The following is a 25,772-nucleotide window of genomic DNA, read 5'->3' on the forward strand; positions in this document are numbered from 1 at the left end:
GGGCCGTTGATGGTCGAATGGTGACTTAATTATTCTTTATAAATCAAAGCATTAAAATTGTATCAGTCAGTTTTTTACTATTAGTTTTCCTAATGTAACGTATCAAAATTCGTCAATTGAGTCGGCCCTGCTCCCTGACTAAGCTTTGCGCATCAAATAAAGCCCAGTGCGTAAACAAATATTCAGAGGAGCCACATCATGGCCAACATGACTTATACCGAAACCGGTTACCAGCATTCCAGCCAATTGAATCTGGTTGCTCGCGTTAAAATGACCGTTCTGACCTGGCTGGAGCGCAGCCGCAGCCGTCGCCAGCTCTCCGAGCTGCCCGAGTACCTGCTCAAAGACATCGGCCTGAACGAAGCTGACCGTTATCAAGAGACCACCAAGCCGTTCTGGCGTGGTTGATCTGCCGGGCATGGATGCCTTGTTTTTCTGCTGAGTCGTTTGCTGTTCTGCCCCTGTGGCGCCCGGCCGCCAGGTCTGTCATTGTCTGTTTTATCCTCCCCCGTTTTCCCCCTGTTATTTGTTGATCCTTTTTCCTCTCCTCTTTATTCCACATCGCTACCGTCATTGCTGTCGTCGTTCGATTGTTATCACACTTGTATCGTTAATGTTTGAATTTGTTTAAAAAACGATTTTAAGCCGCGATGCCTTGCGTATAATCCGGCCATAGTATTCCAGCGCAAGAGGGTGAGACGGATGATTCCCCAGCACGATTTTTTGGCCTTGACCCGCAGCCATGAGTGGCAGCTTGAGCCCTTTGAATTTGCCCTGCCCGATGGTGCGCGGGTCAGCGTCTGGGATACGGGCGTGCTCTGTCTGGAGCCTGCCAGTGGCACGGACGACCAGCCGGGAGGACGCAAGGATATCGTCCTCTCCTGCGGCATCCACGGCAACGAGACCGCTCCCATCGAGATCTGCAACCAGCTGCTGAGTCGTCTGCTCTCAGGCGAGCTGAGCGCCCGCCATCGGGTGCTGTTCCTGTTTGGCAATCCGGCTGCGATGAATCTGGGGCTGCGGGAGGTGGAGGAGAACATGAACCGGCTCTTCTCCGGTGCCCACAGCAAGGGGGAGGGGCTCTGCAATCGGGAGCGGATCCGCGCCATGCGCCTTGAGCAGTATGTGAGCCGCTTCTTTGCCGATCCGGCTCGTCCCCGTTACCACTACGACCTGCACACCGCCATTCGCGGCTCGCGCCACGAGAAGTTTGCCGTCTACCCCTTTCCCCACGAGCGGCCCCACTGCCGCGAGCAGGTGCAGTTCCTCGGTGCCTGCGGGGTGCGCACCATACTGCTCTCCGCCAGCCCGACTACGACCTTCAGCTACTACAGCTCCCGCCAGCATGGGGCCCACGCCTTTACGGTGGAGTTGGGTAAGGTGCGCCCGTTTGGCGAGAACGATATGACCCGCTTTATCGAAACCCGTCAGGCGCTGCAGGAGCTGGTCACTCAGGATGAGGTGGCGCTGGAGCCGTGGCGGGCGGATGATTTCACCCTGTTTGCCATCGATCGGGTGATCACCAAAAAATCGGCGGACTTTCGCTTCCTGTTCGCCAGCGATGTGGACAACTTCACCGAATTCCCCCAAGGGTTCGTGTTGGCCGAGGATGGCGAGCTGCGTTACACAGTCGAGAAGCCGCGTGAGGCGGTAGTCTTCCCCAATGCCAATGTGGCGATTGGCCAGCGCACCGTGCTGATGGTGGTGCCGACAAGGCTCTGGGAATAGCGGTGATAGTTTTGCCTGCAGAGCGGTGATGCATCCGCAGGCGGCGCCAAGCCATTGTTTTAGTCGGTGGTTCAGACACAGCAGCGGTTAGCCGCAGTAATAAAAAACGGGGCCAGTCAGATGACTGGCCCCGTTTTTTATCGGGTTCAAGTGGTGTGGCTTAGCTGTTGTTCTTCACAAACAGGGTCAGCTCCTGGCCGGGCTTGAGGTAATCCCCTTTATCCAGCTGATTCCAGCGCATCACATCGTTGATGGCCACCTGGAAGCGAGCCGCGATGGAGGAGATGGAGTCACCACGGCGAACCTGATACACCATCGATTTGTCGCTCTTCTTCCCTTGCTTGGGATAGACCACCAGCTTCATACCTGGCTTGAGCGCCGACTTGGCATTCAGACCGTTCCACTTGGCGAGCTCTTCGTGGGAGACGCCGTGTGCCTGGCTGATGCTCCACAGGTTGTCACCCGAGCGCACCTTGTAACTGACCTTGGCCTTCTGGCTGCTGCCACGGCTTGCCAGCTGTTGCGGTTTGCTGGCGGAGCTGGCCTTGTTGCTGACCTGACCGTGGGTCGGGATCACCAGTTGCTGACCGCGACGCAGGTTGTTGCTGCGCAGATTGTTGGCCAGCTTCAGCTCGTTCACGCTGACGCCATGATTCTGGGCGATGCGCGACAGGGTATCGCCACTGGTGACCTGATAGGAGCGGGTACGAATACGCTCGCTCTTGGGCAGATCTGCCAGTGCCAGCTCCAAGGTATCGGCATACTCTACCGGTACCAGCAGGCGGTAAGGGCCACGGGGCGACATCACGCCACGGCTCAGGGCCGGATTGACCTCCTTGAGCTGTGACGTACGCAGACCGGCCAGTTGGGCGGCCACATTCAGATCGATCTGGCTGCCGGTCTCCACCACTCGCAGCTTCGGCTCGTTGGCGAGCACCGGCAACTGGATATTGTACTTGTCAGCATTGCTGATCATGTCAGCCATGGCGAGGATCTTGGGCACATACATCCGGGTTTCGCGGGGCAGATCGAGCGACCAGTAGTCGGTCGGTTTGCCTGCGCGCTGGTTACGCTGGATGGCGTTGCGCACCCGTCCTTCACCGGCATTGTAGGCGGCCAGCGTTTGCAGCCAGTCACCGTCAAAGAAGCGGTTCAGGTATTCCAGATAGTCGAGCGCCGCATTGGTGGAGGCCAGCACATCGCGCCGTCCGTCATACCAGTTGTCGTGGCGCAGACCGAAGTTTCTGCCTGTCGCTGGCACAAACTGCCACAGACCGACGGCATTGCTGCGGGATCGGGCATGGGGATCAAACATGCTCTCGATCATCGGGACAGTAATAAGCTCCATTGGCAGCTCACGCCGTTCAATCTCCTCTACCATCAGATAGAGGTAGGGTTCAGCCCGGCTGGCAATGGTCGCCAGATGCTTATCATTGCGCAACAGCCACTCACGTTGCTGGCGGATGCGCGGGTTGTCCGGAGTTTCCAGTTGCATATCATCGCTGATACGCACCCACAGATTGTCCGTATCTTCCATTTCGTCCAGCTGTTCATCGCCAAACAGAAAATGGGAAGAGTGTTTTTTATGCGCTTTTTTCTTGACCTGGGGGGACTTGATCGGCTCGATTGCCGTTAGCGCCCGGTCATCCTGATGGCTCAGGTTTTGGCAGCCGCTGAGCAACAGCGCTGCCAATAAGGCCGTTCGTACCTTCATCTCGTTCCGGTCATTTTTAGGAAAAACAGCTCGCATCATAAGGGGCAATGGCCCCCTGATCAAGGTTTGTTCAAAAAACGTCCTTCCACTGACGCAGGATGGTGAAGGTATCTACCGGATTTTCCACGCATTTTAGCCCGTGCTTTTCAGCAGAAAATTTCACTGAATCCTGTTCGCAGCGCAGAAAAATGTTGAAAGCGCGTTCGTCACCCAGCCGGCTTGGCAGGCTTGGCAGCCCCTGTTGCCGCAGTTTGCTGATCAGCCCGATCTGGCGGCGGATCGCCGGGTTGTCCGGCTCGACCGCATAGGCAAAACGCAGGTTTGAGAGGGTGTACTCGTGGGCACAATAAATGAGGGTCTCATCGGGCAGAGCGGCGAGTCGTTGCAGCGAGTGGTACATCTGCTCCGGCGTCCCTTCAAACAGGCGGCCACAACCGGCCGAGAAGAGGGTATCGCCACAAAACAGCATGCCGTTACCGTGGTAGGCGATGTGGCCGCGAGTGTGCCCGGGCACATGGATCACCTCGAGGGCGAGGCCGTGCCAGTTGATCTGATCGCCATCTTCCAGCCACTGACCGTGGTGATCCGGCATCGGGTCAAGTTTGGGGCCATAGAGCCGGGCGTGGGGGAAGTGGGCAAGCAGGTCGGTGACGCCCCCGACATGGTCGTGATGGTGATGGGTCAGCAGGATGGCATCGAGCACCAGCCCCAATGCCTCGAGCCGCTCCAGCACGGGGGCGGCATCGCCCGGATCGACCACCAGACAGTGATTTTCGTGGCGGATCAACCAGATGTAGTTGTCATTAAAGGCTGGAACTGTGATCACTGGATACATGAGTCTGCTTCTCTTTAGGGAGGGTATCTTATATAACAGGATGGCGTTCGAAACCCCGAGTTGAGCCCTATTATGCAGGTGGCACGTACCGAACAACAAATCGAGATCCCGACCAGCTGGTCTGCATTGCCTATGGGGGACTGGGTGGCGGCCGAGATCCAGGATCGACTCGACAACTGGTGTCCCAATCTGTTTGGGTATCATCTGCTGAAAATTGGCGCTCTGAGCGCTGAACTCTCCTGCAAACGCTCCTCCATTCGTCACCAGATCGGGGTTGCCCCCGGCGGGCGGCTGCTCGACATGTATGGCGACCCCCTCGATCTACCGGTACGGACCGGCAGCGTCGATGCCTGCCTGCTGGCTCACTGTCTCGATTTCTCTGCCGATCCCCATCAGGTGTTGCGCGAAGCCGAAAGGGTGCTGACCGACGATGGCTGGCTGATCATCAGTGGCTATAACCCCATGAGTCTGGTCGGGATCGGTCACTGTGTGCCGTTCTTGCGGCGCAGAATGCCCTGGTCGGCACGGATGTTCACCCCGGGGCGGGTGACGGACTGGCTGCATCTGCTAGGATGTGAGGTGATGTTCGACGAGCGCTTTGGTTACTCGTTTATGGGGAAACAGAGCTGGCACAGTTGGTGGCAGGAGAGTATCGGACGGGATTATTGCAGGGCGTTTGCATCGGTATACGTGATTGCGGCACGTAAACGGCGCTTTCCACTGATCCCGGTGAGGCGGCGCTGGCAATTGCCAAAGTCCCTCGCCACACCGGGAATGGCCCGTCAGGGCTGGTAGCCGGTATCCTCGGCCAGATCCTTGCCGCAGGCGGCCTCTCTGGCCAGCTCGTCGCACCGTTCGTTCTCCGGGTGGCCGGAGTGACCCTTCACCCAGAGCCACTCAATCTGGTGGCGACCCACTTCCGCATCCAGCTCCTTCCAGAGATCGACGTTCTTGACCGGTTGCCGGTTGGCGGTCATCCACCCTTTCTTCTTCCAGCCGATGATCCACTGGGTGATCCCCTGGCGGACATACTGGCTGTCGGTAGTGAGGCGCACCTTGCACGGTTCGTTGAGGGTGCGCAGCCCCATGATGGCGGCCATCAGCTCCATCCGGTTATTGGTGGTCAACTTGAATCCGGCGGAAATCTCTTTGCGGTGCTTGCCGTAGACCATCACGGCCCCGTAACCGCCCGGGCCCGGATTGCCGAGGCAGGAGCCGTCGGTATAGACATCAATCTGTTTTAACATGAGCAATCAATCTGTTTTAACATGAGGCTTGGGGTAAACTAGCGAGTAAGTAAAGCCGAAGTTTGACATAGATTGGATCATGAACACACCCCAACTGAATCGCCAGATCATTCTGGATACTGAAACCACAGGTATGAATACGGCGGGCGGCCCTGTCTATCTGGGGCACCGCATTATCGAAATCGGCTGTGTGGAGGTGATCAACCGCAAGCTGACCGGTAACCACTATCACGTCTATATCAAGCCTGATCGTCTGGTCGACCCGGAAGCGATCCAGGTGCACGGTATCACCGACGAGTTTCTGCGTGACAAACCGTCGTTCAGCCAGATCGCCGACGAGTTCCTCGAGTTCATTCGCGGCGCCGAACTGATCGCTCACAACGCACCGTTTGACGTGAGCTTCATGGACTACGAGTTCAGCAAGCTCGGACTCAACTTCAAGACGGCGGATATCTGCACCATCACAGATACCCTGGCGATGGCGCGGGATCTCTTCCCCGGCAAGCGCAACAACCTGGATGTGCTGTGCGATCGTTACGGTATCGACAACTCCCACCGTACCCTGCACGGGGCTCTGCTCGATGCGGAGATCCTGGCGGACGTCTACCTGCTGATGACCGGCGGCCAGACCAAACTCAATCTGGCCACCGAGAGCAACGAAAACGAAAACAATCAGGACACCAGCATTCGCCGGTTGGAGAGCAACCGACCCGCCCTCAAGGTGGTGCGTGCCAGCACCGAGGTTCAGGCCCTGCACGAGGCGAGACTGGATCTGGTACAGAAGAAGGGAGGAAGTTGTCTGTGGCGGCAATGAGCAAGTGGTGTGCCGGTCTGCTGCTGTTGCTCTCGCTGGGGGCGACGGCGACCGAAGTGTTTGCTCCCTCCGACATCCCGCTGCTGGATAACCGCTTTCGCATCGATTATGGGGTTAAGGAGATAACCTTCATCATCAAGCGCAAGCCGGGCACCCCGTCCGTGATCCTGGTTCGCCCCGATGGCAGCAAGCTTTACGTGGGCAAGGTCAAACCCGCAGATGTGGGTTGGCTGGCGTTGCCGGAGCATGATCTCATTACCCTGCGCAATCCCATGCCGGGCCCCTGGCAGGCGATTGGCGATGTGGATCCCGATAACCGGGTGCGCATTCTCTCCGATATCCGGCTCGATATCGCCGCCCTGCCGATGCAGCTCTATCAGGGGGAGGTGGTCAAGCTCAAGGCGTGGTTGCTGATCAATGGCCAGCCGCCGAAAGATAAATACTATCTCTCTGATCTTGGCATGACCATCAAGCTGCAATCGTTCAGCGATGCCGATAAGAAAGAGGTCGTGCTGGATCAAGTACTTGGCCACTATCGCGATGATGGCAAGGGGCTCGACGAAGTGCCGGGCGATGGCATCATGACGGCTGAAGTGACGCTGCAGGATATTCCCGGTGGAAAGTACCGCGCCATGTTCAGCACGGGCAATCAGGTGTTTGTCCGTGCCCGTTATCAGGATGTGCTGCTTTACCCCTATCCGTTCAGTTATAACCTGGCGCCGCCTTCGGATGAGCTGGGTGCCAAGCTCTCACTGCTAATCGACCGTGATGAGCTGGATCCCGCTTCCGTGGTGGTCAAGGGGAGTGTGACCAGCAATGTGGGCGGCCTCTACGAGTTCAGCGAGACCGCCAGCGACCCCAAGCTTGATATCGATCTCTCCAACATCAAGGAGGTCGGTCAGCATGAGGTGAAAGCAACCCTCTATGGCACCACTCGCCTCGGCCGTGAGCTGAAAATCGAGTTGCCGGTGAAAACCTTCAATGTCTTCCCGCCACCGCCGCCTCCTGTAGAGGTGGTGTCGGCCGCAGCTCCTGTATCTAGCGCCGAGGCGACCCATGAAACTCCGGCAGAGGAGGAAATGGGCTGGCTGATCTGGGCATTGGCGGGTGGTGGTGTGCTGCTGGCGGTATTGGGTGGGGTCGGGTTTGTGGTGATACAAAAACGGCGTGCTCTGAAGCGTGCTCTGGCCGCTGCGCAGGCCGAGAATCAGCAAGCCGGACAACCGGCTGCCAAGCTGGATCTCAATCTGCCAGAGCAGTAACCCTCGTACTGAAGTGGCGTGATGCCAGATATAAAAAACCGCCCTGATAAGCAGGGCGGTTTTTTTGAGTTCATAAACAGAACAAGCTGGCTATCAGTGTTCGCCGATATAGACATCCTTGTTCTGCTCGCGGATCTCGAGGAACTTGTCCAGATTGGCCATCATCAGCTCGACCAGCTGGGGGTCGAAATGCTGCCCCTTCTCCTCTTCAATCAGGGCCAGCACCTTGTCCAGCGGCCACGCCTTCTTGTAGCAGCGATCCGAACCCAAGGCATCGAACACGTCAGCCAGCGCCACAATTCGCCCCTCCAGCGGAATATCCGCCCCTTTCAGACCGCGGGGATAGCCACTGCCATTCCATTTCTCATGGTGATTGCCAGCGATGGTGGCACCAATCTGAAACAGCGCCAGATCGCTGCCGGAGAGCATATCCTGCCCGAGCTGGGCGTGGGTTTTCATGATCTCCCACTCTTCCGGTGTCAGCTTGCCCGGCTTGTGCAAGATGGCATCGGGAATTCCCACCTTGCCAATGTCATGGAGCGGCGAGGCACGTTTCACCAGCTCGCTCTGCTCTTCGCTCATGCCCATCAGGTGGCAGAATTGTTCGGTATAGAGCGCGACCCGTTTGACGTGCAGTCCTGACTCTTTTGAACGGGTTTCGACCAGTTCGCCGATGCGATAGATGATCTCCCGCTGGTTGTCGGCGATCACCTCATTGAGTCGGATATTCTCCAGCGCCACTATGATGTTTTCTGTAAACAGTGTCAGCAGACTGGTATCGATCTGGCTGAGCTGGCGGGTGGTCTCGATGTGGAACAGCAGGTGGTGGCGCGGATTCTGGCAGTAGAGCACCATCTGGGTGGCGTTATAGACGTTGCTGCGCTTGCTCATGGCCTGGCGCAGGATCTCCGGCGCGTCCGTGAGGAGCATGGCGGGATGGCCGGGGAGCAGGGGCTCCAATACTTGATCCTTCACCTCATAGGCGCATTGCTTGACGTCGTATATCTGGGTTTCCCCCAGATGGAGCAGGGCGCTGAGCTGCTCCTGGGCGCCTTCGACAAACTGGCGCAGGGCCCGTTTCTCAAAGATCCCCTTGGAGGCTTCGATGACTTTTTCCAGCCCCTGGCGGTTACTCTCCAGGGTGCGAATATCCCGATAGGATCGCAGGCTGGCCCGCAGCAGGGTACGCAGCTTCTGGGAGGTGAGCTCGGTTTTATCCTTGTAGTCGTTGATGTCGTAGTTGGTGACCACGTCATCTTCCGGCGCCTGGCCGGGTTGGCCGGTACGCAACACGATGCGTACCATCTTGTTTTGCAGATCTTCACGGACGTATTTGACGACATCGAGGCCAGCGTGGTCGACCTCCATCACCACGTCCAGCAGCAACAGAGCAACGTCCGGGGTGGTGGCCAGCAACTCTTTGGCCTGCGCCGCGGAATAGGCATGTAGAAAATCGATGGGGCGATTGTCAAACTCGAATTTGTTCAAGGTGATTTTGGTGATGCGATGCACTTCAGGCTCATCGTCAACAATCATCACCTTCCAGCCCGCTTGCTGTGCGTCGGGGAGGGAGAGATCGTCATCATCAATAATCAGGATCTGGTCATCCATCATACAATCCTGTTTGGCATCCTGTGCTTACATTAACTGCTTCACTAAGGATAGGAAACTTATTGGGAAATAAAATTTGATCTCGAAAAACTATGGTCGAAATAAGCAAATGGAACCCTTCGTAACTATGGCGTTGTCCGGCTGCTTTCTTTGCCCAATCATGGAGCTAGCGTGCATAAAGCCTATGTCTGGATTGGGGTGTGGACGCCAGTGGTTGGGGATGTTTGAATCCAGCTTGTAGCTATTAGACGAGAAATAATCTTATTTGATAGTAATTCCTATTTGCGTGTAGCATGGGCGACACACTCAACGAGGAGCCCCATCGTGTCCCCATCTCTGCCTCCCAATCGCCCCCGTCTGCTGACTGTCAAAGCCATTGCCCAGATCACCCCCCATTTGCGTCGCATCACCTTTGGTGGCAGCGAACTGGCTGACTATCCCTTTACCTGCGGTGGAGCCCATATCAAGGTGATGCTGGCCCAGCCCCATCAGGTAGAGCCGGTGCTGCCTGCCATGACCCCGAGCGGCCCGCGCTGGAGTGACCCGGCTGACAAGCCGGTGATCCGCACCTACACCATCCGAGCGTTTCGCCGTGATGAGCAGGAAATTGATATCGACTTCGTGCTGCACGGTGACGGCGGGCCCGCCAGCGCCTTTGCTACCCATGCCAAGCCGGGAGAGAAGGTGATCCTCTCCGGGCCGGGTGGTCCCAACCCCATGCTGCAACCGGCCGATCACTACTGCTTGGTGGGGGATCTCACCGCCTTGCCCGCCATCATGGCGATGTGTGAGGTGATGCCTGCCGATGCCAGAGGGGAAATTGCGATTCTGGTGCCGGATCAGGCCGATGCTCAGCCGTTGACGCTGCCGGTCGGGGTTCGCTGTCACTGGTTTGTCGGCGAGCCCGAGTCCAGTGGCCTGCTGGAACATGTGATTGCTCTGCCGCTGGTGCGCGATGGTGGCTTCTTCTGGCTGGGTGGGGAAGAGGCGCTGGTGCTGCCGCTGCGCCGCCATTTTCGGTCTGTGCTCGAGGTGGATCGCCAGTCGCTCTACGCCGTGCCGTACTGGCGCCGGGGCAAGAGTGAAGAGGCCTATCACCAGACCCGTCACGATGTGATGGATAATTAAGCGGATGCGAAAGAATACCTGATTCACTCTTGCAAATAAAAATGATTTGCATTTAGTATTGCGCCGTCCCGATGTCAGTCGGTACGGCGCTTTTGTTAATGATGGCTGCGAGTGGCATAGCACAACGCAGGGCCTGCCGTAATGCACTGATGTTCGGGGTGATGGGGCATGAACGAGACTGTTCATGCCAATGAACTCCATCACTTTGCACCGGGTCTGGCGAGGTCAGACAGGGATGTCGGTGGTGTTGGCCCTGGTTGTTTTATGTGGAGTGTTGATGATGCGTACATCATCCCGACGATTTGCAGTGCATCCGCTGGTGTTGTCCCTTTTTACCCTGCCAGTTCTGGCCCAAGGGACTGCGCCTGTCGCCGCTCATGAAACTATGGTGGTGACGGCGAGTAAAACCCGGCACAGCGAGCTGACCGCCCCGGCCAGCGTCTCTGTGGTAACCCGGGCCGAGCTCGACAAGCTCAATGTCAATGATCTGACCGGCGCTCTGAAACAGTTGCCGGGGGTCAATATCAGCCCTGCTACCAGCTACGGCCGCAGCGAGATCAAGTTGCGCGGGCTGGAGGGGGATTACACCCTGTTGCTGGTCAATGGCCGGCGTATCAGCTCCCGCGATGCTCTTACCTCCGGTTATGGCAATGATTTCGATCTCTCCGCCATCCCGATGGCGGCCATTGAGCGTATCGAAGTGATCCGTGGCCCTATCTCCTCCCTCTACGGTGCCGATGCGCTGGGTGGGGTGGTCAATGTCATCTTGCGCCAACCCGTGGAGAAGACCGAAGCGGCTGCCACCTATACCTTTAGCGATCCCACCGATGGTCACGGCGGGACTATCAACAAGGCGAGCGCCTATGTGGGCGGGGCGCTGATCGATAACAAGCTGCTGGCCAACCTGGTGGTAGAAGGGAATCACCGGGATGCCTGGCAGAGCGAGCAGAGCATCAACCCCAAGGCAGATGCCATCGAGCAGCGTGAAAAGCTGGGGATCCTCTCCAACGTCAAATGGTTGATCGATGATCGTCAGGATCTGGATGTAGGGATGAACTACGCCAAAGACGATCGCGAGGCCCACTGGAACAACTACGGCCAGACGCCGCGCAATATCCAGCAGATGGAGCGACTGGGGCTCAATGCCACTCACGTCGGCCGTTGGGAGCAGTTCGACAGCCGGGTCGGCTATGCCTTCGAGCAGGTTGACCTGTTTGACGACTCCGAGCTGATGACGGCGCTGAGCAAGAGCAGCGGCGATGTGAGCCAGACCAACCACACCTTCGATGGCCAGCTGAGCGGCAACCTGGGTAGTCACTTGCTGACCAGCGGTGCCGAGTACCGCATCACCGAACTCAAGCATAACGTCAACCTCAAGGGGGGGGATGTCAGCGTCAACCAGAGCGCGCTCTATCTGCAGGATGAGTTTGGCTTTGGCGATCTGGCGTTGACCCTGAGTGGCCGGGTCGATCACCACGAGACCTATGGCACCGAGTTCAGCCCCCGCGGTTATGCCCTCTACAGCCTGACGGACAACTGGGTGGTCAAGGGCGGCATTGGCAAGGCGTTCAAGGCGCCGACCATTGCCCAGTCCAACCCGGATTATGCCGTAGCTGCCTGTCGCGGTCGCTGCGCCGTGGTGGGCAACCCGGATCTGAAACCGGAAACCGCCGTCAGCTACGAGCTGGGCACCGCCTACGATGGTTCGTTCTGGGGGGCCGGGGTTACCGCCTTCCACAACGATATCAAGGACAAGATCCAGAGCGAGGCATGGACCTCCACCTGGCGTCCGGCGGTGATGACCTATCAGAACGTCAGCAAGGCCCGCATCAAGGGGATGGAGCTGAGCGGCTGGTTTGATCTCACCGATAACCTAACCCTCTCCAGCAACGTCACCCTGATCGATGCGGAGGACAAGACCAGCGGCAAGGATCTCTATCGGACGCCGGAGCATACCGCCAACGCCAAGCTGGAGTGGCAGGTCATCGAGAGCCTGAGTACACAGCTCGGCTGGAACTACACCGGCAGCCAGATCCTTCCGGTTCCGCGCATGAGCGGCACCACCTATGAGACCACCGCCGGATTCCACACCCTGGATGTCGGGGCAGTCTGGAACGCAACTCGGGCACTGGATCTGAAGTTCGGACTCAACAACCTGACCAATACCAAGCGTGACTGGGTTGCCACCGAGGCCGATCAAATTCTCGATGGGCGTACTGTCTATGCCGGTGTGGCCTACAAGCTGTAATGGCTGAACGGGAGCCCGCATTGGCGGGCTTCCGTTGTTGTCAGGGGATCACCTCGGGTGACCGCTTTTATTTCAACAACATGCGTATTGCCACCATAAGGAGTTAAAGGGTGTTTAGAGACCAGACCTCGCTGTTCTGGCTGGGATTGTTCCTCCTGTTTGTACTGCTTTCTCTTTCGCTCGCCACCGGTGCGGGTGTCTATGGTGCTCGCGAGGTGCTCGGCTACCTGATGGGGGATGCCCGCTGGGCTGGCGACGAGAAGCTCGCCATGGTGCTCAATACCTTGCGACTGCCGCGCACCCTCTGTGCCATGGTGGTCGGCGCCTCTTTATCTCTGGCGGCCTCCTTGTTGCAGAGTGCGACCCGCAACCCGCTGGCGGAACCCGGCCTGCTCGGGGTCAGTGAAGGGGCCGTATTTGCACTGGTGGTGGGGATCACCTGGTTTGGAGCGGAATCAGCTTACAGTTACCTGATTTGGGCTGGTTTTGGTGCTCTGTTTGGCAACGTAATAGTGCTGGTACTCAGCACTATTACTGGCAGCGCAAATCCTCTCAAGCTCATTCTGGTCGGGGTAGCCCTCTCGGCAACATTTCGTGGTCTGTCGAGTTTCTTGCTGTTTTCCAACAAGATGGTGCTGGAGCAATACCGTTTCTGGGTATTAGGCTCCCTGTCGGCGGCCAATCTCGATGCCATCATTGCCGTACTGCCCTTCGTGCTGGCGGCGTTTGTCATCACCTTGCTGCTTTGTCGCCAGCTGACCCTGATGCAGATGGGGGACAGTCAGGCCCAGGCGCTGGGGATCCGCCCAAACCGGGTGCGAATTGGCGTGCTGCTGGCCGCCACTCTGTTTACCGCCAGTGCCATCGCTATCGCCGGCCCCATCGGCTTTGTCGGCTTTCTGGCCGCCTACTGTGGCCGATTGGTGGAGCCGGTAAAGCTGTCGGTGCAGGTCTGTTTCTCCGCCCTGTTCGGCATGCTGTTTCTGCTGTTGGCCGACATTCTGGCGCGCTGGCTGATCCAGCCGTTCGAGTTGCCCAACGGGGTCATTCTGGCCCTGATTGGCGCGCCTGTACTGATCGCCATTGTCCACCGCGGGGGCTTTCGTACCCTGCTGACCGTCAAGTGAGGGGCTGATGCGTACACCTATCGATATGCTTTGCCTGCGGGCTGGCAACCGCTCTTTGCTGATCCATCTGCCGAGTTGGCGCTGGCTGGCTCTGCTGGCCATGGCGTTGCTGGCGCTGGCTCTGCTGGCCCTGAGCGTTGGCGGCGGCAAGCTTGGCTTGGCCGGGGTGGTCAACACCCTGCTGGGGGAGGGGACCCGGCTTGAGCAGCTCACCCTGTTCAAGATTCGGCTGCCGCGCATCCTTGGGGTGGTGGTGGCGGGGGCGGCCATGGGGCTCTCGGGCTGTCTGGTGCAAACATTGGTTCGCAACCGGCTGGCCACACCCGACATGGTGGGGGTCAACAACGGGGCCTCTCTGGCCATCATCGTCTTCTCCCTCTACCTGACCGTGGGCAGCTGGCCCTGGTGGGCTGCCCCCATCGGCGCCATCTTCGCGGCGCTGGTGCTCTATGCCCTCTGCCGCAAACCGGGTGAGCAGGGCTATCTGTTCGTGGTGATAGGTATCGGTCTCTCCGAACTGTTCGAGGCGCTCGGCCAGTTTGTGATGTCCACTCAGGCCTTGCTGCATTTGAGCTCCCTCTATCTGTGGAATATGGGCAGCTTTATCGCCGTGGGGTACAGCACCATCACCCCCATCGCCATCCTGTTGCTGCTGCTCTGCCCGTGGATCGTCTATCTCTCCCGCTCGCTGGCGGTGCTGCGCTTTGGCCCCGAGATGGCCAGAGGGCTTGGCGTCAACGGCGATCGGGTGCAGCTGGGCGTTCTGGCGCAGGCCATTCTGGTTGCAGCGCTCGGCACCGCCATCGGCGGCCCCGTGGTCTTTATCGCCATGGCGGCCCCCATTCTTGCCTCCTGGCTGGTGAAAGACCGGGTGGTGCCGCTCTGGCTGGCAGCACTCAGCGGTGCCCTGCTGCTGCTTGCCAGCGATACCCTGGTCCGGGTGCTGGCCAGCCCCCACGAGGTGGCGACCGGCATCATGACCCGCATTCTCGGCGGCCTGTTGCTGCTGTTTCTTCTCGTTAACGATCGCCAGAGGGCTGACTGATGACGCTCACCGTAAATCGCCTCCACTTCGCCTATCAGCAGACCCCCATTTTGCGGGACATCTCTTTCAGCGTGCCGAGGGGCAAGCTGGTGGGGATCGTCGGCCCCAACGGCTGCGGCAAATCGACCCTGCTCAAGCTGCTATCCGGCCAGATGAAAGCCCAACGCGGCGAGATCCTGCTCAAAGGCAAGCCGCTTGCCAGCTACCCCATGAAGGGGCTGGCGCGGGAGCTCGCCTATCTGCCCCAGCGGCCAACCCTGCCTGCCGGCATTCTGGTGGAGCAGTTGGTGCAGTATGGCCGCCACCCTCATCAGGGCTGGTTCAATCAGTGGGGTGAGGAGGATGCCCGCATGGTGCGTATTGCCTGCGAGCGGATGCAGCTTGAAAGCATCTGGCAGCAGAGCGCAGCGTCCCTCTCCGGCGGGCAGGCGCAGCGGGCCTGGCTTGCGATGATCCTGGCGCAGGACAGCGACATGGTGCTGCTCGACGAGCCCACCAGCGCCCTCGATATCGGTCACCAGACCGAGGTGATGGAGGCGATCCATCGCATCACCGCCGAGGGCAAAACCGTGCTGCTGGTGATCCACGATCTGGCGATGGCGGCCCGCTACTGTGACGAGCTGATCGCCATCGGCGAGGGGACCATTGCCGCTATGGGCCCGGCCCGGGAGGTGGTGACCAAGGATCTAATCGACCGGCTCTACCAGACCAGTGTCGACATTCTGCATGCCCCCGGCGACGGGGCGCCCATTATCGTGCCCCGTCGCCACGAACATGGCCGCACCCTGCGTTCGGCGAGTTGAGTCATATGGGCCTGCTCTGTGGGCCCGCCGAGTATATTCACGCGGCCGATTATCCGGGCCGTGCAACGAGAAGGAGTGAGATGATGAAGCGTTTTGCCGCCCTGGCAGCAGCCATCCTGATGCTGGCCGCGCCGCTGGTTCAGGCGCAGGAGATGCGTGAAGTGACTGATGCGTTTGGCCAGAAGGTGCAGGTGCCAGTCCAGCCAACGCGGGTGGTGGTGCTGAGCGAGCTCGAACTCGACAGCACTCTGACCCTGGGGCTGACCCCCATCGGCGCCGTCAATGGCCGTGGCCAGCCCACCATGCCACGTTACCTGCTGGAGAAAGGGGTAAGCGATATCAAGGTGATCGGCGATCTCGACAGCCCCAATCTGGAGTCGCTGATTGCGCTGGAGCCCGACCTTATCCTGACCGGCCAGACCCGTCCCGAGCTGCTGACCTTGCTGGGGGAGATCGCGCCGACCGTGGTGACCAGCAAGTGGGGTGAGCCGTGGCAGGATAGCTTCCGCCGCACCGCCCACACCCTTAACCGCGACCAGCAAGCGGATACTTTCTTGCTGCAGTATGCCGAGCGGTTGACTCAGGCTCGCAGCAAGCTGGCCAAACATCAGGGGGAGAGCATCAGCATAGTGCGCTGGAACCCCAAGGGGCCGAGCTTCATGTATCAGGGCACCTTTGCCAGCAGCGTAGTGGAGTCGATGGGGCTGGTGCGCCCAAGCAAGCAGCAGGGTACCGGCGCGCCCCACTCACCGGCGCTGAGTCTGGAGTCCCTCAACCTGCTGGATGCTGACTGGCTGGTGGTCGGTACCCTGAGCGCTACCGGCGATGCGGTGGATGCCATGCGTCAGGCGGAGCAGACCCCGGCGTTCCAGCAGCTGCCGGTGATCAAGGCCAAGCGCTTTGGCGCCGTGGACGGGTCGCTCTGGACTTCGAGCGGCGGCCCGCAGGCGGCATTGCAGGTAATTGCAGATGTGGAGCAGTTGCTGGCAACCCGCAGCTGAGTGCCATCGCACCGCTGGGGTTGACCAAAAAGTTGACCAAGCAAAGAGGGAGGCCGATGCCTCCCTCTTGCGTTGTCACTGTCTATCGTGACATCTTCGGCGAGCCAGAGCTGTTTATTGCGGCTGGATGGCTGTCACTGTGAGCTTGCCGCTCTGGCTTTCGGCATGAAAGTGGATGGCATCCCCCACCTTGAGCCCTTTGAGCTGGGCCGGATCTGCCACTCGAAAGACCATGGTCATGGCGGGCATCTTGAGATTCTCGATCGCCTCGTGCTTGATGCCGACCTTGCCGCTCCCCTCATCGAGGCGGGTAATGACCCCCTTGGTCATCACCATTGCGGCCTGTTCGCTCATCTCACCCGTCAGGCTCATCTCGTGCCCTTCATGGTGCATCATCTCTTCGGCTTGCAGGTTGGTCTGGGTGGCAAGGCCAAGCAGCAATGTCAGGGTCAGCGTCTTGTAGTTCATGATGGTTTCCTCATCGTTCAGTCAATATGGATCGTGAAATCGGGTTATTCGGATTGCGGGTTCGCGCCCTTGCCAAGGCTGCGGCTGCGCCACAGGTAATAGGCCGCTGGCAGCACCAAGAGGGTCAGCACCAGCGCGCTCACCATGCCGCCGATCATGGGGGCGGCGATGCGCTGCATCACTTCGGAGCCGGTGCCATGGCTCCACATGATGGGCAAGAGGCCGGCGATGATGGTGACCACCGTCATCATCTTGGGGCGCAGGCGCAGGGCGGCGCCGTGGATCACCGCCCGGTGCAGCCCCGCCTTGTCCGGCTTGCCGCAGGCTACGAGGTCATCCCAGGCGTGGTTGAGGTAGACCAGCATCAGCACACCCGTCTCCACCGCCACCCCGGCCAGGGCGATAAAGCCGACCCCGACCGCTACCGAGAGGTTGAAGTCCAGCAGCCAGAGGGTCCAGATCCCGCCCACCACCGCCAGCGGCAGGGTGGTGAGAATGAGCAGCACCTCCTGGAAGCGGCGAAACGCCAGATAGAGCAGCAGCACGATAATGGCGACCGTGAGCGGCACCACGTAGGCGAGGCGCGCCTTGGCCCGCTCCATGTATTCGAACTGACCGGACCAGGTGAGGGCGTAGCCCGCCGGTAGCACCAGCTGCTTGTCCACCTCGGCCTTGGCCTCTGCCACAAAAGAGCCGATGTCGCGGCCACGAATGTCGACGTAGACCCAGCCGTTGAGGCGCGCGTTTTCACTGCGCAGCATGGGGGCCTCGTCGCTGATGTAGACCCGCGCCACGTCCGCCAGCGCGATGCGCGCACCGCTCGGGGTCACCAGCGGCAGCAGCTCCAGGCTCGCCACCGAATCGCGATAGCTCTGGGGGTAGCGCAGGTTGATGGGGTAGCGCTCGCGCCCCTCGATGGTCTGACCCACCTCCATGCCGCCCACCGCGGTGGCGAGCACCGCCTGCACGTCGGCGATGTTGAGGCCGTAACGGGCCGCCTTGAGCCGATCGATATCCACCTTGACGTAGCGGCCACCGGCCACCCGCTCGGCGTAGACCGATGAGGCGCCCTCCACCTTGCCGACGATCTGTTCCAGCTGCTGGCCGAGCTGCTGGATCACCTTGAGATCCGGCCCCGCAATCTTGATGCCGACCGGGGTCTTGATGCCGGTGGCCAGCATGTCGATGCGGGTCTTGATGGGGGGCACCCAGGCGTTGGTGAGGCCGGGGAAACGGATGAGGGAATCCAGCTCTTCTTTGAGCTTCTCCGGGGTCATGCCGGGGCGCCACTGGTCGCGTGGTTTGAGCTGGATGCTGGTCTCCATCATCACCAGATCGGCGGGGTCGGTGGCCGATTCGGCGCGCCCCGCCTTGCCGAACACGTTCTGCACCTCGGGCACGGTGCGGATCAGCTTGTCGGTCTGCTGTAAAATCTCCCGCGCCTTGCCCACCGAGATATTGGCCGCTGTGGTGGGCATGTACATGATGTCCCCCTCATCGAGCGGCGGTATGAACTCGGAGCCCAGGTACTTGAGCGGCCAGAAGCCCGCCACCGTCACCACGGCGGCGATGGCCAGGGTGGTTTTCGGACGGGCCAGCACGGCCTTGAGCAAAGGCACATAGCCCTGGCTTAGCCAGCGGTTGAGCGGGTTGGCCTGCTCCGCCAGCACCTTGCCACGGATGAAGTAACCCATGATCACCGGTACCAGCGTGATGGCGAGCCCGGCCGCCGCCGCCATGGCATAGGTCTTGGTGTAGGCGAGCGGGTGGAACATCCGCCCCTCCTGCGCCTCCAGCGCGAACACCGGCAGGAAGCTGATGGTGATGATCAGCAGGGAGAAGAAGATGGCGGGCCCGACCTCTATGCTCGCCTCGGTGATGATGCGCCAGCGGTTCTTGTCGGTGAGCGCCTCCCGCTCCATGTGCTTGTGGACGTTCTCGATCATCACGATGGCGCCATCCACCATGGCGCCGATGGCGATGGCGATGCCCCCCAGCGACATGATGTTGGCGTTGATCCCCTGCAGGTGCATGACGATAAAGGCGGTCAGGATGGCGATGGGCAAGGAGATGACCACCACCAGCGATGAGCGCAGGTGGAACAGGAAGGCGAGGCAGACCAGCACCACCACCGCGAACTCCTCCACCAGCTTGCCGGAGAGGTTGTCGATGGCGCGCTGGATAAGATCGGATCGGTCGTAGACGGTGACCACCTCCACCCCCTCCGGCAGGCTGCTTTTCAGCTGGGCGAGCCGCGCCTTGACCCCGTCTATGGTGTGCTGGGCATTCTCGCCGTAGCGCATGACGATGATGCCGCCCACCACTTCTCCCTCGCCGTTGAGCTCGGCCAAACCGCGCCGGCTCTGGGGGCCGGTGACCACGTCCGCCACGTCACCCAGCAGCAGCGGGGCGCCGCGCACAGTGGTACCGAGCGGGATCTGCTTCAGATCCTCGACGCTTTTCAGATAGCCGTTGGAGCGCACCATGTACTCCGCTTCCGCCATCTCGATGACGGAGGCACCGGTCTCCTGATTGCCCTGCTTGATGGCGGTCTCGATAAGGGAGAGCGGGATGCCGTAGGCGCGCAGCTTGTCCGGGTCGACCCGCACCTGATACTGGCGCACCATGCCGCCGACGGTGGCGACTTCGGAGACCCCCTCCACCGTCTGCAACTCGTACTTGAGGAACCAGTTCTGCAGTGAGGTGAGCTCGCTCAGGTCATGTTTGCCGGTTCTGTCTACCAGCGCGTACTGATAGACCCAGCCTACCCCGGTGGCATCGGGGCCGAGCTGGGGACGGGCGGAGGCGGGCAGGTTGGGGGCCACCTGACTCAAATACTCCAGCACCCGGGCACGGGCCCAGTAGAGGTCGGTGTTGTCGTCAAACAGCACATAGACGAAGGAGTCGCCGAAGAAGGAGTAGCCGCGCACCGTGGTCGCCCCCGGTACCGCCAGCATGGCGGTGGTGAGCGGGTAGGTGACCTGATCCTCCACCACCTGAGGCGCCTGGCCCGGATAGGAGGTCTTGATGATCACCTGCACGTCGGAGAGATCCGGCAGGGCGTCCACCGGGGTCTGCTTCACCGACCAGAGCCCCCAGGCGGTGAGCATGAGGGTCAATAGCAGTACCAGAAAGCGGTTGCCGATGGACCAGCGAATAATCGAGGGGATCATGACTTCTTCTCCATCTCGGGCATCGCCATCTGATGCTGGCTATGGTCCATGCCTTCCATCTTCTCCATTTCATCTGCCGCAGGCTTGGTGGTGTCGCCGCTTGTCGGCGCTTGCTCCTGATGGATGCTGGTGATGCGGTACTCATCCCCCTCCTGCATCACCTGCAGATGCAGAGTCTGCCCCTCGGCCAGCTTGCTGATGTCGACCCCGTCGGCCACGGTGAACTCCATCTCCATGGCGGGCCACTGCCACTCGGGGATGGGCTGGTGGGAGACCATCAGGGTGCGGTTGGCCAGATCGATACTTTCAACCTCGCCCTGGGTCCACACCTGGGCAGGGCGCACCGCCGTCATGCGCTGGAAGTCCGAATCGATGGCCGATTCGGAGTCGAGCAGAAACTGGGCCGAGCTGACGATGCTGTCCCCCGTTTCAACACCCTCTTTGATGGCAACCTTGTCGCCAAACTGGGTGCCCAGGGTGACGGCCACCGACTTGAAGCTGCCATCCCCCAGTGCCAGCACCAGCCGGTCCTGGCTGCCGGTGCGGATCACCGCTTCGCTCGGTACCACCAGCCGGGGTTCTCCCTGTCCGGTGCGAATGCTCACCTTGGCGAACATGTTGGGTTTCAGGAACTCGTCCGGATTGGCAAAGCGCAGCCGCACCTTGAGGGTGCGGGTGGCGGCATCGAGGGTCGGATAGAGGTAATCCACCTTACCTTGCCAGCTGCGGCCGGGGGCATAGTCGAGAGTCATGGTGACCGGATCCCCCACTTTCAGCTGGGCGGCTTGACGTTCGAACACCTCGGCACTGACCCACACCTGCTTGAGGGTGCTGATGTTAAAGAGCGCCGCAGCGGGCTCCACATACTGGCCCTCGCGCACCTTGAGCTCGGAAACATAACCGCTGCTGGGGGCGTAAATGCTGATGGTTTCGCGCACCTGACGGCTGCGTTTGAGTGCCGCTATCTGATCCGCCGGCACCTGCAGGGACTTGAGCTTGCCCTCGGCGGCGCGCAGCAGCAGTGGGTTGGCGGTGTTGAGGGCGAGCAGGTATTCGTGCTGGGCGTTGACCAGATCCGGGGCGTAGAGCTCGTAAATAAGGCTCCCCTTGCTCACCTGCTGCCCCTCGCTCTTGATGGCGAGGGTGCGGATCCAGCCCGCCATGCGGGCGTTGACCGCCTCCAGCCTGTCCTCGTCATAACCGACATAGCCCACCGTCTCGATCTGCTGGTGGATAGGCAGCTTCTCCACCTTGGCAAGTCGCACCCCCAGGTTCTGCTGGATCTCGGGGCTGATGGTGACTGTGCCCGGCGAGCCGTTTTTTTGTTCCTCATAGACGGGGATAAAGTCCATCCCCATGTTGTCCTTGGCCGGGCCGTCGCGTTTGTCGCGGGGATCCATGGGGTTGACCCAGTAAAGGGGCGCCTTCTCTTTGGCGCTTGCGCCATCGGAGGTCTGTTTGGCGGCCCAGTAGCCGCCACCGGCGCCAAGGGCGAGCAGCAGGGCCGACATCAGGATGGTCTTGTTCATGACTGGCCTCCGGCGCGGATCTGCATGCAGAAAGTGCAGGAGGATAAGGCGCCCGCGAAGGCAGCAACCTTGGACGGTGAAAAGTGGGCTGGTGACATAATACGTCTTCTCTTTTGCAGGCCGCCGATCGGGTGAGGTGCAAGGCATCACCCAAGGGGCTGGCGGCAAACGGGGCGCAGCTGTATCAGTGCGCACGGCTCCCTGTGAGCGGACCGGGTACAGGGTCAGGCAAGGCGGCTGGAAACGGGCAAGTTAAAGCTTGCCTGAGCCGCAAGAGAAGGACTTTCTAGTGGCGTAACACCGACAGCATCAGATGTCGGCGTGGCCAGGAGGGAGGATGGGTACCGCGTGATCGCAGGAAGGGATCCCGCAACCAGTTATCAAGCAGTGACGCTGCGACGTTGTTGCCAAGTAGCAAGGGAAAGAGCAGCAGAACGACCAGTACCCCAAGCAGAGTCATCGCACTGAAGGAGGGGGCATTGATGCCTGTCTGCATCTGGCACTCATCGCCCATGGCTGACCCCTCATCTCCCTGATGGCAGGAGAGAGGCATGACATCGCCCGGGTGATCCATAGCGGACATTGCATGAGAGATATCGCCATCCGCCATCGCCATGGATGAATCGAACATCACCATCGATTGGGCGCTGCTTGGGGTCGGCTCGGAGGAGAGGGGAGAACCATGCCAGCTGATGCAGAGAGTCAGATTGCAGACGAGCAGCAGCGCCAGCAGCAGCCGGGCTAGCAGGGCAGAGGGCAATCTTGTCGCAAGCTGGGTGAGTGACAATCCGAGCATCCTTATGGAGCAGATGGTGGGACTGTAAACCTTGCCACGAGGTGAAGGTCAATGGCGCCAGTGATGTTATAGAGGTGCTGTGTTGGGGGGGATATTTAAGCAATGCTTAACCATTGCGTATGCCCAACCCTAATGAAGCATGCCCCTCATCCCGTTAGGATGCCCCCTGTCAGTTACCACGATGACGTGATGGTTCACTCTTTTGCTCCGGCATAAATGACTGCGGCAGGAGTGCTTGCCGACCTTATCCATCCCGTGATGCCATGAGCGAGCAGTATAAAGCCGCAGGTCTCCCGGATGCTGACAATCAAAGAGTCAAACCGTGTTTTTGAGCAGCACACCTTGCCGGGTGCTCACCATGTTCACTATTCAGGAGTATTGAAATGCAGCCACGACTGCTGTCGCTGATGCTTGCCGCTTTGCTGAGTCCATCAGCCATGGCTGGCGGCCTTGCCCTATACGAGACCAGCACTGCCAACAGTGCGCTGGCCAACGCAGGGTCTGCCGCCCGTGCCCAAGGGGCAGATTCTATCGCAAGCAACCCGGCCGGTATGACCAAACTGGAAGGTACCCAGTTGCAGGTCAATGGCGGTGTGGTATACGGCGACCTTGAGCTGGATCTGGACAACGGCGGTAACAACGGCGGAAATGCCCTGCAGACCGCGCCGCTCGGCAGCCTCTATCTGACTCATGCCATCGACGATCAATGGGTCGCAGGTCTCGGCGTCTTTGGCAGTCACGGTCTGGGTATCGATTATGGCGATGGCTGGGATGGTCGTGGTTATACCCAGTCGGCCAAGCTGACCGGCATTGCCTTTGCTCCTAGTCTGGCGTACCGCATTGACTCAAATTGGTCAGTGGGAGCCAGCCTGATCGCCATGAATGGTTCGCTGGAAGCCTCTGTGGATCTGACGTCTGGGATGGGGGAAGGGCGGGAATTCTCCAACAGCGACTGGGCGTATGGCGCCTCCTTCGGGGTACTTTACGAGCTGGATCAGCACTCCCGTATCGGCTTGAGCTACTTCTCCGAACTGAAGTGGGAGCTGGAAGATCAGCTCTTCCCACGTGCTGATGTGGCAGGTCTAGGGGTCGAGATCATGATTCCGCAGACCATTACGCTAAGTGGCTATCACCAGCTCAACGACCAGTGGGCCTTGCTGGCCAGTGCCAACTGGCAGCAGTGGTCCCGTTTTGGCGATATCGGTGTGGCATCTGCCATGGGCAGCCAAACCATTGATATGAATTACAAGGATACATGGCATGCCAGCCTGGGGGCTCAGTTTGATGTCACCCCTGCACTGCGTTTGAGCAGCGGAATTGGCTATGACAGTAGTGCAGTAAGTGATGAGTTCCGTACTGTGATGCTTCCAGTGGGTTCTGGTTGGCGCTGGGGTCTGGGGGCCAGTTATCAGTTGAGCCCAGCCACCAAGGTGGAAGCCAGCTATACCTTGGCCTGGCTGGGTGATATGCCAGTGGATCAGGACGGGATCGGTCGCCCGCACTTGTCCGGCAGCTACAACAACAGCTACCTGAACTTCTTCAATATCGGTGTGCAACACCAGTTCTGAGTTGTGAGCCTTGCAAGCCTTCACTGATTGGGGGCTTCTCCATCCTGCCCGTCGCGCCGATCCGGCGCGTTATTAGCTGGGTGGCTCGTGAGGTCCACTTGTTTGCTCATCCGTTACTCAAGGAACAACATCAAATGTCATCACAATCAACCTCTGCCTTAGCGCGGTGGCTTTGGCGCCTGACGTTTATATTGGTCACGGTCGCTCTGGTTGTCTTCTTCTCGAAAGGTGCCCACATCGATCCAATTGAGGCGACCAGGTTCAACCATGCTTTGCCAGCCATCATGGTACTGCTTGATTCCGAGATCTTTATGGGGGTGATTACTGTGATCACTCTCTATGTGGTCCTCTATCTGGTCTATCTGCTGTGGCAACTGCATGAGATCGCTGTGCATCGTGCCAAGGTGTCTGAGTCGGTGCATATCACCCTGGTGTTTGCGCTCTCCTTGTGCGGACTGTTTATCGACAAGACCTGGTGGGTGCTTGCCGTCATCATCGCCTTTGCCCGTTGGGATGTGCTGAGCGAGCGGATGAGCCTTATTATTGGCCATGGTATTCGACGTGGCCGTCATGAGGGGGAGGCATCATGAAAGAGATCCTGCTGCCCTATATCCTGATCGTCTGGTTGCTGGTCAAGCTGAACATATTGCCTTGGAACCTAAAAACGGGTTTTTGGAGTACCGCAATTGGCGCGTTATTGGCGCTTGGTTTGTTGACTACCTCTCGCCATTTGGCTCCGGTGGATTTTACCGATTCGGCGACGGTCAAGGCACCTCATGCGGTGTTGGGACCCTTACTAGGCATCAACCAGTTTCATCAGATAGATCAGATTTATGTTGCGCATAATCAGCGCGTTGCGCGTGGTCAGCCCATTTATAGTCTTGCGGACTGGGAGAGTAACGGTAAGTCTCAGGCGTTGAGCTATCAGATTGACGCCCAGCATGCCCAGGTGGCGTCAGAGGTAAGCCAGCAGCGAGCGATCCAGTCACGACTGAACCTCAATCACAAGGAATTGGCTCGGCTGACCCAGTTGGGTAACTTTGCCAGTATTCAGAGCCGTGACCAGCTGCAGACCCAAATTGATGGCGATCTGGCGCAACTGAGTGCCAGTGAAGCGAAGGTTCAGGCGATTGAAGCTCAGGTGTTGAATCTAGAGACAGAGCTGGCCTTGCAGGAGCGACGGAATGAAGAGAAGGTGATCAGGGCTCCGTTTGATGGTCAGGTCTCGATAGTCAACATTGCCAGCGGTTCCCGTACCGGCAACATGCACCTATACGACACTTCTCGCAAGTTTCTGGAGTTTCGCATTCCGGATCAGAGTTTTCGCAACATAGCACCAGGCCAGTTTGCCGAGTTTTATGTAGATGCCTATCCAGGACGCATCTTTCGGGCACGGGTGCACTCAGTACTTACTGGCACGGGGGAGGCCCAGATGAGTGTTGCGCAGGGGGATCAAGATGTACGGCAGCATGTGGGCAACAACATGTCGAGCCATGGCCGGACAGTGGTGCTCGACATGCTGGTGCCGGATGGTGTGGACTTGCCAATTGGGGCAACCGGCTCAGCCTGGATTTCGGCACATAAACCCCATCCGCTGCTTGGCTTTATCGACATCATCGGTGCCGCCACCGTACGCCTCAAGGCGATGAAGGCCTATCTGTTTGCGATGTAACGG

The 25,772-nt window shown here is 59.4% G+C and carries 22 protein-coding genes; 14 read left to right on the forward strand and 8 right to left on the reverse strand.

Annotated elements, in window-relative coordinates; genetic code table 11:
- Positions 1 to 198 precede the first annotated feature (198 nt).
- Both I6L49_RS01705 and astE read left to right on the forward strand, forming a co-directional pair.
- Positions 199 to 408 carry a DUF1127 domain-containing protein gene (locus tag I6L49_RS01705; RefSeq protein WP_005337823.1) on the forward strand — a complete coding sequence of 70 codons (210 nt, stop codon included), beginning with the start codon at positions 199 to 201 and terminating at the stop codon, positions 406 to 408.
- A gap of 294 nt (positions 409 to 702) precedes the next feature.
- Positions 703 to 1,728 (forward strand): succinylglutamate desuccinylase, encoded by a 1,026-nt coding sequence (gene astE / locus I6L49_RS01710; RefSeq protein WP_182963554.1) that lies wholly within the window; start codon positions 703 to 705, stop codon positions 1,726 to 1,728.
- A 160-nt stretch (positions 1,729 to 1,888) separates the two neighbouring features.
- Here astE and I6L49_RS01715 read toward each other — a convergent pair whose 3' ends face one another.
- Both I6L49_RS01715 and gloB read right to left on the reverse strand, forming a co-directional pair.
- On the reverse strand, positions 1,889 to 3,442 hold the full coding sequence (locus I6L49_RS01715) for a LysM peptidoglycan-binding domain-containing protein (RefSeq protein ID WP_216950459.1): 1,554 nt from the start codon (positions 3,440 to 3,442) through the stop codon (positions 1,889 to 1,891).
- A gap of 70 nt (positions 3,443 to 3,512) precedes the next feature.
- Positions 3,513 to 4,277: a hydroxyacylglutathione hydrolase gene (gene gloB, locus I6L49_RS01720; RefSeq protein WP_216950460.1), complete on the reverse strand. Its 765-nt coding sequence runs from the start codon at positions 4,275 to 4,277 to the stop codon at positions 3,513 to 3,515.
- A 72-nt stretch (positions 4,278 to 4,349) separates the two neighbouring features.
- On the opposite strand from gloB, the gene I6L49_RS01725 reads away from it, so the two are divergent.
- Positions 4,350 to 5,072 (forward strand): methyltransferase domain-containing protein, encoded by a 723-nt coding sequence (locus I6L49_RS01725; protein ID WP_216950461.1) that lies wholly within the window; start codon positions 4,350 to 4,352, stop codon positions 5,070 to 5,072.
- Here the strand turns inward: I6L49_RS01725 and rnhA are convergent.
- Complete coding sequence (gene rnhA / locus I6L49_RS01730) at positions 5,060 to 5,524, reverse strand: ribonuclease HI (RefSeq protein WP_005353268.1); 465 nt, start codon at positions 5,522 to 5,524, stop codon at positions 5,060 to 5,062. The two genes, I6L49_RS01725 and rnhA, sit on opposite strands and share 13 nt — an antisense overlap.
- A gap of 79 nt (positions 5,525 to 5,603) precedes the next feature.
- On the opposite strand from rnhA, the gene dnaQ reads away from it, so the two are divergent.
- Entirely contained in the window at positions 5,604 to 6,338 is a 735-nt protein-coding gene (gene dnaQ / locus I6L49_RS01735) for a DNA polymerase III subunit epsilon (RefSeq protein WP_021231229.1), read from the forward strand.
- Positions 6,335 to 7,600 carry a TIGR03503 family protein gene (locus I6L49_RS01740; protein ID WP_216950462.1) on the forward strand — a complete coding sequence of 422 codons (1,266 nt, stop codon included), beginning with the start codon at positions 6,335 to 6,337 and terminating at the stop codon, positions 7,598 to 7,600. Before dnaQ ends, I6L49_RS01740 begins: the two co-directional genes overlap by 4 nt.
- 93 nt (positions 7,601 to 7,693) lie before the next feature.
- Here the strand turns inward: I6L49_RS01740 and I6L49_RS01745 are convergent, their stop codons facing one another.
- The gene (locus I6L49_RS01745) at positions 7,694 to 9,211 is read right to left on the reverse strand and encodes an HD domain-containing phosphohydrolase (protein ID WP_202003528.1); all 1,518 of its coding nucleotides are present in this window, start codon (positions 9,209 to 9,211) and stop codon (positions 7,694 to 7,696) included.
- Positions 9,212 to 9,535: 324 nt separating this feature from the next.
- On the opposite strand from I6L49_RS01745, the gene I6L49_RS01750 reads away from it, so the two are divergent.
- The 6 genes from I6L49_RS01750 (at position 9,536) to I6L49_RS01775 (ending at position 16,563) form a co-directional block, all read left to right on the forward strand.
- A complete protein-coding gene (locus I6L49_RS01750) occupies positions 9,536 to 10,339 on the forward strand; it encodes a siderophore-interacting protein (RefSeq protein WP_047439190.1) in 804 nt (267 codons plus the stop codon).
- 280 nt (positions 10,340 to 10,619) lie between these two features.
- A complete protein-coding gene (locus tag I6L49_RS01755; protein ID WP_216951567.1) occupies positions 10,620 to 12,587 on the forward strand; it encodes a TonB-dependent receptor in 1,968 nt (655 codons plus the stop codon).
- 110 nt (positions 12,588 to 12,697) lie between these two features.
- On the forward strand, positions 12,698 to 13,714 hold the full coding sequence (locus I6L49_RS01760; protein WP_139407166.1) for an iron ABC transporter permease: 1,017 nt from the start codon (positions 12,698 to 12,700) through the stop codon (positions 13,712 to 13,714).
- A gap of 7 nt (positions 13,715 to 13,721) precedes the next feature.
- Complete coding sequence (locus I6L49_RS01765; protein WP_139407168.1) at positions 13,722 to 14,759, forward strand: iron chelate uptake ABC transporter family permease subunit; 1,038 nt, start codon at positions 13,722 to 13,724, stop codon at positions 14,757 to 14,759.
- On the forward strand, positions 14,759 to 15,562 hold the full coding sequence (locus I6L49_RS01770) for an ABC transporter ATP-binding protein (RefSeq protein ID WP_076495127.1): 804 nt from the start codon (positions 14,759 to 14,761) through the stop codon (positions 15,560 to 15,562). The genes I6L49_RS01765 and I6L49_RS01770 overlap by 1 nt, the downstream gene beginning before the upstream one ends.
- 83 nt (positions 15,563 to 15,645) lie before the next feature.
- Positions 15,646 to 16,563: an iron-siderophore ABC transporter substrate-binding protein gene (locus I6L49_RS01775; RefSeq protein ID WP_216951569.1), complete on the forward strand. Its 918-nt coding sequence runs from the start codon at positions 15,646 to 15,648 to the stop codon at positions 16,561 to 16,563.
- A gap of 114 nt (positions 16,564 to 16,677) precedes the next feature.
- Here I6L49_RS01775 and I6L49_RS01780 read toward each other — a convergent pair whose 3' ends face one another.
- The 4 genes from I6L49_RS01780 to I6L49_RS01795 form a co-directional block, all read right to left on the reverse strand.
- On the reverse strand, positions 16,678 to 17,031 hold the full coding sequence (locus I6L49_RS01780) for a copper-binding protein (protein ID WP_216950463.1): 354 nt from the start codon (positions 17,029 to 17,031) through the stop codon (positions 16,678 to 16,680).
- A 44-nt stretch (positions 17,032 to 17,075) separates the two neighbouring features.
- Positions 17,076 to 20,204 carry an efflux RND transporter permease subunit gene (locus tag I6L49_RS01785; protein WP_216950464.1) on the reverse strand — a complete coding sequence of 1,043 codons (3,129 nt, stop codon included), beginning with the start codon at positions 20,202 to 20,204 and terminating at the stop codon, positions 17,076 to 17,078.
- The gene (locus I6L49_RS01790; RefSeq protein ID WP_216950465.1) at positions 20,201 to 21,733 is read right to left on the reverse strand and encodes an efflux RND transporter periplasmic adaptor subunit; all 1,533 of its coding nucleotides are present in this window, start codon (positions 21,731 to 21,733) and stop codon (positions 20,201 to 20,203) included. The genes I6L49_RS01785 and I6L49_RS01790 overlap by 4 nt, the downstream gene beginning before the upstream one ends.
- A gap of 286 nt (positions 21,734 to 22,019) precedes the next feature.
- Positions 22,020 to 22,520, reverse strand: a complete 501-nt coding sequence (locus I6L49_RS01795; RefSeq protein WP_216950466.1) for a hypothetical protein — start codon at positions 22,518 to 22,520, stop codon at positions 22,020 to 22,022.
- A gap of 392 nt (positions 22,521 to 22,912) precedes the next feature.
- On the opposite strand from I6L49_RS01795, the gene I6L49_RS01800 reads away from it, so the two are divergent.
- The 3 genes from I6L49_RS01800 (at position 22,913) to I6L49_RS01810 (ending at position 25,769) form a co-directional block, all read left to right on the forward strand.
- A complete protein-coding gene (locus I6L49_RS01800; RefSeq protein WP_216950467.1) occupies positions 22,913 to 24,097 on the forward strand; it encodes an OmpP1/FadL family transporter in 1,185 nt (394 codons plus the stop codon).
- Between the two features lie 284 nt (positions 24,098 to 24,381).
- A complete protein-coding gene (locus I6L49_RS01805) occupies positions 24,382 to 24,687 on the forward strand; it encodes a hypothetical protein (RefSeq protein WP_021231217.1) in 306 nt (101 codons plus the stop codon).
- Positions 24,684 to 25,769 (forward strand): HlyD family secretion protein, encoded by a 1,086-nt coding sequence (locus I6L49_RS01810; protein WP_005361696.1) that lies wholly within the window; start codon positions 24,684 to 24,686, stop codon positions 25,767 to 25,769. Before I6L49_RS01805 ends, I6L49_RS01810 begins: the two co-directional genes overlap by 4 nt.
- Positions 25,770 to 25,772: the final 3 nt, after the last annotated feature.

This window comes from Aeromonas sp. FDAARGOS 1419 (genome assembly GCF_019047045.1).
GTDB lineage: Bacteria > Pseudomonadota > Gammaproteobacteria > Enterobacterales > Aeromonadaceae > Aeromonas > Aeromonas veronii.